Source organism: Bacillus vallismortis, assembly GCF_004116955.1.
Classification (GTDB): Bacteria; Bacillota; Bacilli; order Bacillales; family Bacillaceae; genus Bacillus; species Bacillus vallismortis.
Window position 1 is genome coordinate 3309783 of record NZ_CP026362.1, and the last position, 14319, is coordinate 3324101.

A 14319-nucleotide genomic window follows, 5' to 3' on the forward strand; every position below is an offset into this window, starting at 1 on the left:
CGTCTCATTAATATTCTCTTACAACATATCCTTCATATACATCTTCAATAACCAAATCAGTTTTTCCGTTCCTTGTGACCACTACCATTTTGGATAACATATTTTCTTCCATCATGGAGTGTATATGCAAAAATCGAATGCTTCCTAAATGGGTTTCCTCAACCTCTTCATAAGATTGCATATGATAATAATCAATTGCTTTTCTTATTATTTTTTTCATATCTTCCATATTTTCACGATCAAACGGACTCATTTCCTCTATTGTTTTGGTTACAAAATCAGTTACATTCGAGGCCATACGTTCTCCTTAAAACTGTTTTTTCATATATGAGTACTGAGAAGTTAACCCTTCCGTTTATCGTGACAAGCAATGATCAGGGTATACTTGATCTGTTTTGGTCACAGGAACATCCACAATTGAAGATGTTCCATCCTTTGGATTCACGATTAAACCTCTCACTTTCACATAGGACGGCACTAGTGGATGATTGCGAATGATTTCAACACTTTTTTCAATAGCGCCACTGCTATTTCCATCTAGCCATTCATCGACGGTACCGCCAAAAAATTCAGGCTTGCAATGTTGAAAAAGATAATCCAATGTTTGTATTTTATCTTTCATTATTTCAAGTTGAGTTCGTACATAGCCTGTGGAAGATTTCTTATCTTTTGTTCCTACAACAAAAATCTCTTCAACATCTTCCTGATAAATGGCAATGATAACAGACCTCATGATTTCTCCATAAGGATGTGAGATAGCGGCACCATAGCTTTGTAGAGTCAGCATATTTCCTGCTGAAGTGTTCGTCGCTTCTAGTAAAATAGGCTCTAAGCCGTTTTCAATGTCTGTCAAACATAATACTTTTTTATTTACATTCATACAGCACACCTCTTCTATATGTTTATCATTTTATATTGAGCACCAAATCCATCTGATCATTGTTTATATAAAAGTTACCAGTTTTCCCAATGCCCTTCTGGATCAACACTAGCCAGTCGAACCCATCCATTTTGAACTTTTTGCAGAAATACTGAGTCTTTATTTAATAATCGTTCTACATGTTCTCTAGGTGCTTGAATGACAATCAGCAAACGAAGAGGAGAATGATAAGCCTCATGATCTGATTGCATAACGGATTGCCAAGGCAGTCCGGCTAATAAGTCACTTGCATTCCCCTGCATAACGCCAAGACCTGCAGTAACGGTTTGAGTGGCTTTATTTCCGCTTCCATAATAATGAGGTGCTACCGTTGATGCGTAATATTGTAAATTAATCCATTGGGCCACAGTTCCAGGCCCTGCAATAATATTTGCTAGGAGTTCACCGCTTTCATCCTGCTTCCAATCATAATTATGAAGAAAGGCTCTTCCTTCCAAATCACAATCCTGAGTGAGTTCACGTTGGCCGATAATAAAAGAGGCATTACGAGCCAGTCCCCATTCGGGACGGATCTCACTCCAATCCTCCGCAAATCGGTTTGCCTCTGCCTTCGGGTTTTTAAGTCTTTCTTGGACATTCGGTAATTGGGCTAGACGTTCTGCATTTACACGATGTCTCACCGTCGGCATAATAGCTTCGATACGTTCAAATGCTTCTTGAGCAGCTTCAGAAAGCTCTGGCACATAAAGCCAATGTAATTCATCCACCGTTGTATGATGTTCAGCGGCGGCAAAAACCGTATCTTCAGGAATGATCATTCCTTCAGTTGCAAGAGCTTCTCTTACCTCAGGAAGATTACATAAAGCAGCTAAAACTCGCGCATTGAATCCACCGGCCGCTCCACCGCAGGCACCGCAGTCAAGAGCCGCGGCATAAGGATTATTCGCACTTTGACTGCCATGTCCGCATATCACGACCAATGGTGCGATATTCTCCGTTAACCCCATCATTTTTAAAGCTTGGCGAGCATAGGTCACTTTTTCTTCTTCAGAAAAACCAACAGGTATATCTGCCACTGTGTCATACTCATGATGTAGCGAGAGTGTTGTATCGGGTTTGCGCAACCAAGTCTCACGAAGATGACGAATGAAACGATCTGATCTGCTTGGCACAAAGCTGCGCGCTACCATTTGCAGACTAAGCCAAGGCCCGCTTAGCTCAGGCAGAAGTAAGCTCGTCAGTACATTCTGTTTCATCTTTTTAAATGTCTCGCTTACGGAATGAACTGCCTGCTTGCGTTGATTGTATTTTTCGAGTATATCTTCATCTGCGAACTCTTTTATTTGATGTTGCGGTTTTAGGATGACCGGCAAGGAGGCATGACTGTGTTTGCTGCCAAGTTCACAAGTTGCAATCGGCATCCCGAAGAAACCAGCCATACCAATCGTTTCAAACGGACCTTCTTTTTCAAGGTGGCGGCGAAAAGGTTCTGATCGGACATCGATGCAGAATGCCAATTGAGCCAATGCAGATTTTTCATCCTTGGTTTTACGTTGTTTCGAGATGATCTTCTGGCTTAATCGATCTGTGTGTGTGTGTTCCCAAGCTTCTAGCCAAAGTTTCTTGCGAAGTTTCTCATCAAAACGATAGGCAAATGATACATATTCGTTTTGTACTGCGTCCGACATCTGAGACCATTCCTCTAATGTAAGGCCTCCCCAATGAATCCAAGCTGCTAAAAGGGGAGCAATCGACATTTGTTTCTGCTCAGATCGTTGATGAGCCAAAGGCAAATATGGCTGTATAAGGGCCCACTCCATGGATATTCGAACCGCTAAATATTCTGTTAGGAGTGCATGTTCATGGCTCGATTGTTGGGAGCGCCAAAGCATCATTCCTGCCCATCCAGGCAAGGAAAGCAAATGGCCTTCAAGATAAGTCTGGATGTCTGCTTCCGGAACTTCTAGTGCAAATAACGCTTCCTGTAAAGCCAAATGTGCCTCTTGCGGCAAACCTTTCAACCTCTCACGCTGCTTTTTACTAAGTGCTGGATCATATTGAATGAGATGCTGCCAAGCGCGATAGAAACCTTCCTCACGATTAGGCATTTTCCAACCTGCTTGAGAATCATCGAGATATAATTTACACCACTTAATGACATGATGATCTAGTATATTGACTAACCTTTCACCTTCTTGATTCTCTATATTTGAACTGATTGGCTGCATAAAAACATTCTCGATACGATTCAGTTCACTACATGTATGTTCCAATTCCTTCAGCTTGTGTGATGATAAAAGATCGGATGGCAGCGGGTCTAATGTTAATCCAGCTCGACAAAATCGTTCTGCCACGTCCCGCGGGATGTTAAAGGATTGTGAATCAAGCCAACGCTGCAGCCCCATTTCCACAAAATCTTCATCAATCTCACCTTTATTCTTTGCTGAACGGATCATAGATGCACTTGGGTATATATCAACATCGCGAGTATTTTTCAACCACCTTGCAATCTGATCAAAAGATTGGTTTTCTAGACCCATCCAAGGATTACGTGCAGCAAAGGTAGAAATAGGCCAAAGCGGCGCAATCACTCGGCTGGCGGATTCAATGAAAACGCGAATATCTTTTTCTTGAACATCAAGATCGATTTCTTTTACATTTTCTTTCGTTAATACGGCTGTAATGCCCATCATTGATGACCTCCTTATGATAAATATTGTTTAAGGTAGTCTGGATGACTCTCTACTGTCTTTGGTTTTGCTTCACCTAATCGTACTAACCAAAGGTAGACAACTGCGGAGAAAACTGAAGAACGATGACGGGCAATCCACGTACCCATAACACTGCCGAATAGTAAGAGAGATACGACAATGATGACAGCTGACATTGGAGGCTGAACACTTTGAAAAGCAATTGTATGCAACCACTCATAGAAGAGATGATGAATGATAAAATATACGAGAGCTGCTCCTCCTAAACATGTTAAACCTACAATTCGGCCAAGTCTCCCCTCTCCAAAAGCTACGAGCTGAGTCCAAGAAACGGACAATGACCACCCCAAGATTAGCGCACTAATGAATCGATACCCCTCACCAGGAGCCGTGAGCCAAAAAGAAACACCTATAACTAAGGATAAAATCCAGCCAGCTATGATCCATAGATAGGATGTTCCTTCATGAGCACGACTTGATATTTTATGAGACCGTACTGCTGAACCAGCTTGTAAAAACAACGTAGCTTTGAATAAACCATGTAAAATAAGATGAATAATGGCTGCGATATAGGCGCCTAATGCACACTGAATGAGCATAAACCCCATTTGACCAATCGTGGAGCCTACTAACTGGCGTTTATAGTCAACCTGGACCAAACTAATGCCAGTTCCAATCAATACAGAGATGCCCGCAATCAAAAGTAAAATAATCGAAGCTATACCTCCATTAAATAGAGGTGAAAATCGGGCTAGTATAATCCCGCCTGCATTGACTAAACCAGCGTGCATAATCGCAGAAACAGGAGTTGGAGCAACAATAGACTCAATTAACCATCTTTGGAATGGCCATTGAGCCGCAGGAATGATCACTGCTAATACAATCAATAATTGAATCCCTGTTCTCTCCCATACCTCCAGCTGAGCTAAGCTATCATGTGTTAAAGCCAATGATAACTGCCATTGGCCTGTAACTTGAAAAAGCCAGATCATCGCGACAAACAACGAAAACCAACTTAACAAAAATAATCGGCCAGAAACCTTGGCCGCTTCACCAGCCACTTGCCAAGCACTGTTTAACCGTATAAGCAAGGTTAAACCGACAAGAGTTGCTCCCCAACATATAACCATCAAGCGAAGATCACCACTTAACCATGCAATCGAAGCAGCACCTGTCGTGAAAGTGAAAAGCGGAAAATATTTTCGATAAGATCGATCCCCCATTAAGTAACGTACAGAAAAACGCTGAATGATTAGACCAATTGCCAAAACAAAGAATGCCATTAACCAAGCTAAGGAATCTAAGTGCCAAGGGCCAAGAGTTCCACCCACACTGCGATTGGCAAGAATCACTAAGGAAACCAACGGCGGCAAAGCCAAGATACCAATATGAATGCGAACATAACTCAAAGGTACGCGTGGATGTAAAAAAACTAGTCCACTTATCCCAGAAGCAATAAGCATAATAAAAAATAATGTTAATAATGATGACGAAACGAACATTTCTAACTTCTCCCTTTTTAAATGTCGATATTGTTCAAAAGACCTTTATATCAGATCATATTTTTCTATCATGTATTACAACTTTTATTATTCTCTATTTTTTCCCAATAAAAAAACCGACAACTTCAAGATTCAATGATGATGTTAGTCATTGAATCTTGAAAATTGTCGGCTTCACTTCAACTAACTTCAGCCGAAGTTTTTTGAAGAGCTACCTTATTATTGGTCATTTTCTATATGCTATGTTTTCATTTCCTCTAAAGGAATTATCGTTACGATTTTAATGTAGTTCGTTGATTATAGATTAAATCGATTAATGTTATTCTTCCCTTTTTATATTAGAATACTTTTTCATCCCGTCAAGATTAAAAGTTAATATTAAAAGAATGCTAAAGACCTAATGATCCAAAAGGGCAAAAATAAACATCTATACCGATTAATTTAGTTATGTATAAGATATGATAAAATTGAAACATTGTCAACACAAACTCATACTCTTATTAATTGATGATTGGAACAGGAAAGAAGGTTTACATCCTCTTTCCCTTTGGAATGATATCCTGAGTTTTTAACTAAAGCTTGTCTTAATTTTTTAGAAACCCAAGAAAAAATATATACATAACCGACCGGTCAAATAATGTATACAGTTCCTGCTTATAGCCTTTTTGATACACAATTATTTCGATAACAGCTAGTCCAACCGATAGATAGAATTCTCGTGTATAAGCATTCACTTCGCTATAATAAAAACACGCCTAGCCATTCTTTGGCGTTAAAACGCATAATTAGTTACTCCACCGTCAATAAAAAGATTTTGACCAGTAATATAACTTGCATGATCAGAACAAAACATGACAACAGGAGCAATAACTTCTTCTAATTGACCAAGGCGTTTCATCGGTGTCCTGCTTTCTAATAGACTTCGGAATTCCTCGTTTTCTAACGCTTTTGCATTTAATGATGTTTTAAAAAACCAAGGGCTTATCGCATTAACCGTAATTCCTTGTGTTGCCCACTCATTTGCCATTTGGCGAGTTAATTGAACGACACCTGCTTTGCTTGGTCCGTATGGTGTTCCCGATGATAACGTCAATGTAGATGCCACTGAGGCTACATTTATGACTCTTCCTGAATTTTGTTTCATCATATATCTTCCAACGGCTTTGGACATCAAGAAAACTGACTTAAAGTTAACGTCCATGACTTTATCCCAGTTTTCTTCTGATAAATCAAATGTTGTTTCACGGACACTAATCCCCGCATTATTAACTAAAATATCAAGATGTCCAAAATGCTCATACGCCGTGCTCACGGTATCATTCACAGCCTCTGCATCAGTAACATCACAAACCAATGCTAGTGTTTTACGACCTGTGTTTTTAGATATTTCATTTGCCGCATTATTCACTTCTTCTTCTGTTCGAGCAACTAGGACAACATCTGCTCCAGCGTTAGCCAAACCTTCAGCAAGTGTTCTTCCAATACCTCTCCCAGCTCCTGTAATGATGGCTGCTTTGCCACTTAAGTCAAACATTTCGTTCATCTTATTCTCCTCTCCCTTATTTTTTTCTTTTTATGCGCCTTCACTCATTCTTACCCATTAACTCAGAAGTTAAAGAATCTCGACTGATTATCTGTCCCAACTGCATAGGCTCTTTCTTTTAAAATCGCCTGATTTTCATCATATCTTGTTCGAAGCGGATCGGAAGGATATTAAATAAAGCCGATGTCTATCGTTTATTCGAATCCTTCTGTTTCAAATTCTTTAATTTTAGCATTCGGGCTTAATACTTTCTCAGGCTGGAACTCTGCTATACGCTCCCCGTTTTTCACTTTTTCTACCCAGTCATGGTTCGCTAGGGCACCTTTACCTAAAGTAATTACATCCGCCTCCCCTTTTTCAATAATTTCTCTAGCCTTGGCAGGATCCTCAAGATGACCATTGGCAATTACGGGCAAGTTACTATATGTTTTTGCTAAACGAGCCATTGAGGACCCACCATCACCAAAAGCTGAGTCGGTTGCAGTCGTCCCTTCCCCTTCCGGAAATGCTGGTTGCCATGCTTCATATTCCGTGACATGGATAAAATCGAGACCAGCTTGGCCTAACTGACCAAAGATTATTTCAGCATCCTTATCTTTACCCTGCCATTTGTGTGTGTAGCATTCACTTTCCCTTGTGAAATTCGGATCCCAACGGTGAAATCCTGTCCAACAGCTTCCCGAACAGCTTTTGAGACTTCCACCAGTAAACGCACACGATTTTCAGCAGAACCGCCATATTCATCTGTACGATGATTGGTGTAATCTGTTAGGAATTGATCTAATAAATAACCATTCGCTCCATGAATTTCAACCCCATCAAAACCAGCTGTTTTGGCTTTTTTAGCCGCATTGACAAATCCCTTGATCACTTCTGTTATGTCTTCTTTTGTCACTTCTCTTGGTATCGAGAATGGCCCTTTACCTCCATAAAACTCCATCTGTTCTCCTTTTGGCTGAACAGAAGAAGGCGCAATCGTTTCATTCACAAAACGATTTCCTTGTGACAGTGCCCCTGCGTGCATGAGCTGCGCAAATATTCTAGCTCCAGCTCGGTGAACAGAATCCACCACTTTCTTCCATGCTTTTACTTGTTCTTCGTAGACAATACCAGGCTGATTCAAATATCCTTGACTATACTGATCATCCGGATAAATTCCTTCTGTAATAATCAGCCCAAACCCGCCACGGGCAAATGATGTATAATACGAAACCATTTGTTCGGTTGCATACCCATCCGGCGTGGCGCTCGTACGTGTCATTGGGGCTACGCCTACCCGATTGTCTATTGATGTACTACCTAAAGTCACTTTTTCAAACAACAAGTCTTTATTACTCATAAGTCAAACTCCTTCTTCGTTAAATCATTTAGTATCGGTCATTAACGCAAGTTAGCCTCCCATTACTATTCGTTGTTTTTGTTTATTTGATTCATCTTTTAAGAATGTTCTAGCGTTTCTTCTGTATTCGTATCGATAAAATGTCTAAAATAGCAGCGGTTTTTGTTTTTTTATTGTTTGTATCTTGCTTAAACTTGGTAGGTAGGTCGACCTTAATTACTTTAGGGGAATGTAGACTCCGACAAAGTTACAGAGAGGGAGGAGAAATGCCAACGGAACCATTTACTGTACATTCATAGCTTCTTCGTTTTCCGTATTGTTATATAATTTTCTTCAAAGGAACCATCTTTTTAGCAATGGAAAAGTAGCTATACAATTAAGTAAAAGCTCAAAACAGTTCATTCTAGCAGAAAAAACCCCTTTGGGCTTATAACCAAAGGGGTTAAACATTTATTACTCCACAGTAACACTCTTCGCAAGGTTACGAGGCTTATCAACATCACAGCCGCGATGCAGTGCAGCATAGTAAGCGATCAGCTGCAGTGGAACAACAGAAACCAACGGAGCAAGCGCTGGATTTACTTCCGGAAGTACGAATCTGTCATCCGCATCGTCTAGGCCTTTCAGTGAGATGATGCATGTGTTTGCTCCGCGAGCGGCAACTTCTTTGACGTTTCCGCGGATACTTAGGTTTACGTGCTCTTGTGTTGCCAGTGCGATTACTGGTGTACCTTGCTCGATCAAGGCAATCGTCCCGTGCTTCAGCTCTCCGCCGGCAAAGCCTTCTGCCTGGATGTAAGAAATCTCTTTCAGCTTCAGTGAGCCTTCAACACATACGAAGTAGTCAAGGCCGCGTCCAATGAAGAAAGCGTTTCTGGATACAGTCAGGTATTCACGGGCGATCATTTCCATTTCGTCTTTCTGGTCGCAAAGGGCTTCCATTGCATTCGCCGCGATACCGAGTTCTTGAACGAGGTCAAATCCGATATCAATGCCGTTTTTCTCAGCAGCTACAGATGCCAGAACCGCAAGAACTGCGATTTGTGCAGTGTATGCTTTCGTTGACGCAACAGCGATTTCAGGGCCCGCATGAAGCAGCAATGTGTAATCAGCTTCACGAGAAAGCGTTGATCCCGGTACGTTTGTGATTGTCAGCGCTTTGTGCCCGAGCGCTTTGACTTGGACAAGAACCGCGCGGCTGTCTGCTGTTTCTCCGCTTTGAGAAAGGAAAATAAAGAGCGGTTTCTTAGACAGAAGCGGCATGTTGTAAGAGAATTCACTCGCTACATGCACTTCAACCGGCACGTTTGCCCACATTTCAATATATTGTTTACCGACAAGTCCTGCATGGTAGCTTGTTCCGCAGCCAATGATATAGATGCGGTCCGCTTCCGCTACCGCGGCAGCGATATCGCCAGGCACTGACAGTTTGCCGTTTTCATCTTGGTACGTTTGGATGATTTTGCGCATGACAACAGGCTGCTCATCCGTTTCTTTCAACATGTAGTGAGGGTACGTGCCTTTTTCGATATCACTGGCATCCAGCTCAGCGATATAAGAAGCACGTGTAATGACGTCACCATCAAGATTCTTGATGACAACTTGATCATCAGTGACGATGACCATTTCTTTATCCATCAGCTCTACGTATTCATTGGTTACTTGAAGCATCGCCATCGCATCAGATGCTACAACGTTGAATGTATCTCCAAGACCGACTAATAGAGGGCTTTTGTTTTTCGCTACAAAAATCGTTTCTCTGTTTTCGTTGTCGAATAAAGCAATTGCATAAGAGCCTTTTAACAGTGTAAGTGTTTTGCGGAACGCTTCTTCTGTTTCAAGTCCTCCGTTTACAAATTGCTCGATTACTTGAACAACTACCTCTGTATCGGTGTCACTTTTGAGCTCAACATCTTGCAAATACTCTTGTTTCAGCTGAACATAGTTCTCGATCACGCCGTTATGAACAAGTGTAAAGCGGCCCAGTGCGCTTTGATGCGGGTGAGCGTTCAGATAGCTTGGTTCGCCGTGCGTTGCCCAGCGAGTATGGCCAATTCCAGCTTTCGCTTCTGCATTGGCATCCACAACTTCACGAAGATCAGCAATGCGTCCTTTTTCTTTGAACACATGGACTCCCTGTTCGTTGGCAACAGCGATACCCGCAGAGTCATATCCGCGGTACTCAAGCTTTTCTAACCCTTTCAACAAAATTTCCTTCGCATCAAGCTGACCGATATAACCTACGATTCCACACATATTTTTCTTCCTCCTAAGATTGTAAAAGGAGACGAAGAAAGTCAAATTTCAAGGGGACTTTCAATCGTCCCCTCCTACATGTTTTTGGAAGATCATGTAATTTCTCTTTGTTCAAGGAGTCACCCCCTTGGTTTGAAGAAATCCTTACGGCTGTGATCTGCATAGTCAGCCGGGAGGCATCCGCCGAAAATTCGATAACCTCCATCCTCGTCAACTAAGCCTTTTTTCGGGCGCTTAGTCCGGGCGCTATCATTATAAGTGAAGCAATTATCCCGTCTTTTCTTCCTCAGAGAAAATAAAAACAAGACAAGCTTGATTTTACAGCATGTGCCATGAACGGTCAATTGTTTTTTAAACAACTTTCCCACATGTCTCACAATTATCATATGTAAACCTCGCTTGTCTTGTTCGCTCTCTGATGATAGACTTCGTTACTCCAATCCCATTTCTGACCGCACAACTTCAGCAATGCGATTCACATACTCATCGCACAGCTCCTTCGTCTTCGCTTCAGCCATAACGCGCACGAGCGGTTCAGTGCCTGAAGGGCGCACCAAAATCCGGCCGTCTCCATTCATTTCTTTTTCAACTTCAGAAATAACAGCTTTTACTTTATCGTTTTCTTCGACTTTATATTTATCAGTTACTCTTACATTGACTAACAGCTGCGGGAACTTCTGCATTTCAGCCGCAAGCTCTGACAGCGGCTTGCCTGTCGCCTTCAATGTGTTCATCAGCATAATAGCTGACAATAATCCGTCCCCTGTCGTGTTGTAATCAAGGAAAATCAGATGTCCTGACTGCTCTCCGCCGACATTATAGCCGTCATTTTTCATCGCTTCCACTACATAGCGGTCACCGACAGCTGTCTGTACGCTTTTGATGCCTTCTTGTTCAAGCGCCTTATAAAAACCAAGGTTGCTCATCACAGTTGAAACGACTGTATCATCCTTTAAACGGCCCTCTGATTTCAAGTATTTTGAGCATATGTACATGATTTGGTCGCCGTCAACGATATTTCCTTTTTCATCGACAGCGATCAGGCGGTCACCATCACCGTCAAATGCAAGACCAAGATCGGCGTTTTTCTCTTTGACAAACGCGCTGAGCGCTTCTGGATGTGTCGATCCGACGCCGTCATTAATATTTAATCCGTTCGGAGATGTTCCCATAGTTGAAACATCTGCATCTAAATCCGCAAACAGGTGTGTCGCCAAGGACGATGTTGCGCCATGGGCACAGTCAAGCGCCACATGAATGCCTGTGAAATCTTCATCAGCTGTCTGTTTTAAGAATTGCAGATATTTTTGGCCGCCTTCAAAATAGTCATTTACAAGCCCTAGATCAGCTCCAACCGGTCTTGGCAGCTTATCCTCCGGTTCGTCCATCAGGCCTTCAATTTCAGCCTCCTGTTCATCAGAAAGCTTAAATCCGTCTCCCCCAAAGAACTTGATGCCATTATCCTGTACTGGGTTATGAGAAGCAGAAATCATGACGCCTGCCTCTGCATCCATCGCTTTTGTTAAATAGGATACACCAGGTGTAGAAATGACACCCAGACGCATGACTTCTGCGCCAATAGATAAAAGTCCGGCGACAAGGGCCCCCTCCAGCATATGGCCGGAGATCCGTGTATCGCGGCCTATCAGTACTTTTGGACGTTGTTTATCTTTTGTCAGCACATACCCGCCGAAACGCCCGACTTTAAAGGCCAGCTCAGGTGTAAGCTCACTATTGGCGACACCTCTTACACCATCTGTTCCAAAATACTTGCCCATTTTATAATCGCTCCTTTTTTATTCTGATGAGGATTGTGAATCCGCAGCGGATTCGTCCTCATCCTGATCTTGGTTTTGGTCTTTATTTACGTCTTGTTTTTGATCATTGCTGTTTTTATTACTGTTCGTTGTATCTTCTTGCTGATTTTGATCATTCGTTTGTTTATCTGTGCCATCCTGGTTCCCTGATGTATTGCTGTTGTCATGAGTTGATGTATTGCTTTTTTTAGACGTCAGCTTGATTTTGGCGCTTTTTTGCCCCAAGGACCAGGTTACATTCTGAGGCCCGTTTACTTCAAGCTTCACGCTATGCTCCCCGTCATCTAAATCTGATACATTCACATACAATTCTATATCTGATTTTTTCAGCTTTTTTATATTGCCGGGAGAACCTTTAGCCGTCACGTCTATGGCTTGCGATTCAGGCTCAAGAAATTCAATGGTTTGCGAGCTGTTCAGCCCTACAGTCTTTATAGGGACATTTTCAAAATTCTGGTCCGCTTCACTATCAACCTCTATATGCAACGTCACCTTTGACGGCGAGATTTTTTTGACGCCGTCGGGAAGCGGAATATCTGCCTCGATATCTGAATCCTTGTTGATTTTGCTTAAATCTAAGCTGACGCCGTCAATAAATTCAAGAGAATCCAACACATCCTGCGAGCCGTAAACCGTTACCTCACTGGGGCTGGATTCAATATTCGCTATGCTGACACCGTCAGGAAGGCTTCCTGTCCGTTCAATTTTAAAGGGCACTTTTTTACTTGGGCTTGTCACCGGAACGGTAATCTTGATGACCGAGGGCTCCACGTCCACAGGAAGCGCGTTTCCATCTTTATCATAGACAGTCACTTTCGCTTCCTTTTCGATCGTTTCATCTGCTTTTTCCAGATTCACCGAAGCTTTCACAAGAGAAATATGATCAATCACATCTTTAGATCCGGTGATCTGCACATTTTTCGGGCTGACAATCGGCTGCTCCGGAGAATAGCCTTTTTTCATCTTGCTTTTATTATAATACTCCACTTCTACAGGAAAGCTTTTGGTCGTTCGTTCTTGAATTGTAACTGTCGTAACCGATGGATTAATCGAGATTGTGAGTCCATCCGACACGTTTTTGGCCTTAAGCTCGACCTTATGTGTGCCGGTTTTCAAGTCCTCCATGTCGGCATATATTTCAAAGTTCTTTGTCTGTCTGGCCTTTTTCACGGCGCTTGTCGAACCTTTTATTGTGACATTCACTGTTTGCGGAACACCTGTCACGACGTAGTTTTCATCATCGTAATACGCTTTAACCGGAATGTCGGTCAGTGTTGCCTCATCAATCGTTGATGTCGGAAAAAAAGATTCACCTGGTTTTTTCGGAGTCGGTGCTTGATTGCTGTTAACCGCCACATAAAGCAAGAGCGCGAAAAGCAGAGCAATGATTTTTACAGCCCAGCGGTTGTTTAAGAATTTATCCATTTTTCTTGCCCCTCCAATACCAGCGGTTAGAAGAAGTGTCTCTGGTGTTTTTCTTAAACTCGGCTTCAAGCATTTCTTTCAGCGCTTCTTCAGTCAGTTCTCTGTGAAGGTCGCCGTTCTTTGCCACACTGACGCCGCCGGTCTCTTCCGACACAATAATCGTCAAACTGTCTGTCACTTCACTGATGCCGACAGCCGCTCTATGCCGCGTGCCCAGTTCTTTTGAAATAAACGGGCTTTCAGAAAGCGGCAGATAACAGGCGGCAGCGGCAATTTCATTATTCTTCATAATCACCGCACCGTCATGCAGCGGAGTGTTCGGAATAAAAATATTGATCAGCAGCTCGGAGCTGACTTTGGCATTCAATGGGATGCCAGTCTCTATATAATCGCCCATTCCAGTGTCCCGCTCAATGGTCAGCAGGGCTCCTATACGGCGTTTCGCCATATAATTGATCGCCTTTGTGATGGCCTCAATCGTTTTCTGTTGCGCTTCCTCCACAGGCGTGCCGCTCCTTGAGAAAAAGCGGCCGCGGCCAAGCTGCTCAAGCGCTCTTCTCAGCTCAGGCTGAAAAATAATAATGATTGCTAAAAATCCCCATGTTATCGCTTGGTCCATCAGCCATTGAAGCGTACCGAGGCCCAAATATTGGCTTGCCATACGAACAAGCACGATCACGACAATTCCTTTTAACAGCTGAACCGCTTTCGTGCCGCGTATGACCATAATAAGCTTATATATCACATACCAAACAAGGAGAATATCAACGGCATTGCCGAGGTACTGCAAAAAAGGGATATCCTCAAAAGCCATTTCCTCGTCCTCCAAGATTTCAGTCATTTCGT

General features: G+C 42.5%; 9 protein-coding genes and 1 pseudogene. All 10 read right to left on the reverse strand.

Going from position 1 to position 14319, the window contains the following annotated elements; genetic code table 11:
- Positions 1–7: 7 nt before the first annotated feature.
- Positions 8–298, reverse strand: a complete 291-nt coding sequence (locus BV11031_RS17395) for a DUF6407 family protein (protein ID WP_010331465.1) — start codon at positions 296–298, stop codon at positions 8–10.
- 57 nt (positions 299–355) lie between these two features.
- Complete coding sequence (locus BV11031_RS17400; protein ID WP_010331466.1) at positions 356–880, reverse strand: carbonic anhydrase; 525 nt, start codon at positions 878–880, stop codon at positions 356–358.
- A gap of 74 nt (positions 881–954) precedes the next feature.
- On the reverse strand, positions 955–3570 hold the full coding sequence (locus BV11031_RS17405; protein ID WP_010331467.1) for a DUF2309 domain-containing protein: 2616 nt from the start codon (positions 3568–3570) through the stop codon (positions 955–957).
- A gap of 14 nt (positions 3571–3584) precedes the next feature.
- Positions 3585–5093 (reverse strand): NADH dehydrogenase subunit 5, encoded by a 1509-nt coding sequence (locus tag BV11031_RS17410; protein ID WP_010331468.1) that lies wholly within the window; start codon positions 5091–5093, stop codon positions 3585–3587.
- 772 nt (positions 5094–5865) lie between these two features.
- Entirely contained in the window at positions 5866–6636 is a 771-nt protein-coding gene (locus BV11031_RS17415; protein WP_010331469.1) for an SDR family NAD(P)-dependent oxidoreductase, read from the reverse strand.
- Between the two features lie 194 nt (positions 6637–6830).
- Positions 6831–7975, reverse strand: a pseudogene (locus tag BV11031_RS17420) (NADH:flavin oxidoreductase).
- 453 nt (positions 7976–8428) lie between these two features.
- Positions 8429–10231, reverse strand: a complete 1803-nt coding sequence (glmS, locus tag BV11031_RS17425; RefSeq protein WP_010331470.1) for a glutamine--fructose-6-phosphate transaminase (isomerizing) — start codon at positions 10229–10231, stop codon at positions 8429–8431.
- Positions 10232–10662: 431 nt separating this feature from the next.
- Positions 10663–12009, reverse strand: a complete 1347-nt coding sequence (glmM, locus tag BV11031_RS17435; protein ID WP_010331472.1) for a phosphoglucosamine mutase — start codon at positions 12007–12009, stop codon at positions 10663–10665.
- Between the two features lie 18 nt (positions 12010–12027).
- Positions 12028–13473 carry a CdaA regulatory protein CdaR gene (gene cdaR, locus BV11031_RS17440; protein ID WP_010331473.1) on the reverse strand — a complete coding sequence of 482 codons (1446 nt, stop codon included), beginning with the start codon at positions 13471–13473 and terminating at the stop codon, positions 12028–12030.
- Positions 13466–14287 (reverse strand): diadenylate cyclase CdaA, encoded by an 822-nt coding sequence (gene cdaA / locus BV11031_RS17445; protein WP_010331474.1) that lies wholly within the window; start codon positions 14285–14287, stop codon positions 13466–13468. The genes cdaR and cdaA overlap by 8 nt, the downstream gene beginning before the upstream one ends.
- Positions 14288–14319: the final 32 nt, after the last annotated feature.

Coding starts and splice junctions, on each gene's coding strand:
- BV11031_RS17395 (WP_010331465.1), bottom strand. CDS start 298: ATGGCCTCGAATGTAACTGATTTTGTAACCAAAACAATAGAGGAAATG.
- BV11031_RS17400 (WP_010331466.1), bottom strand. CDS start 880: ATGAATGTAAATAAAAAAGTATTATGTTTGACAGACATTGAAAACGGC.
- BV11031_RS17405 (WP_010331467.1), bottom strand. CDS start 3,570: ATGGGCATTACAGCCGTATTAACGAAAGAAAATGTAAAAGAAATCGAT.
- BV11031_RS17410 (WP_010331468.1), bottom strand. CDS start 5,093: ATGTTCGTTTCGTCATCATTATTAACATTATTTTTTATTATGCTTATT.
- BV11031_RS17415 (WP_010331469.1), bottom strand. CDS start 6,636: ATGAACGAAATGTTTGACTTAAGTGGCAAAGCAGCCATCATTACAGGA.
- glmS (WP_010331470.1), bottom strand. CDS start 10,231: ATGTGTGGAATCGTAGGTTATATCGGTCAGCTTGATGCGAAGGAAATT.
- glmM (WP_010331472.1), bottom strand. CDS start 12,009: ATGGGCAAGTATTTTGGAACAGATGGTGTAAGAGGTGTCGCCAATAGT.
- cdaR (WP_010331473.1), bottom strand. CDS start 13,473: ATGGATAAATTCTTAAACAACCGCTGGGCTGTAAAAATCATTGCTCTG.
- cdaA (WP_010331474.1), bottom strand. CDS start 14,287: ATGGCTTTTGAGGATATCCCTTTTTTGCAGTACCTCGGCAATGCCGTT.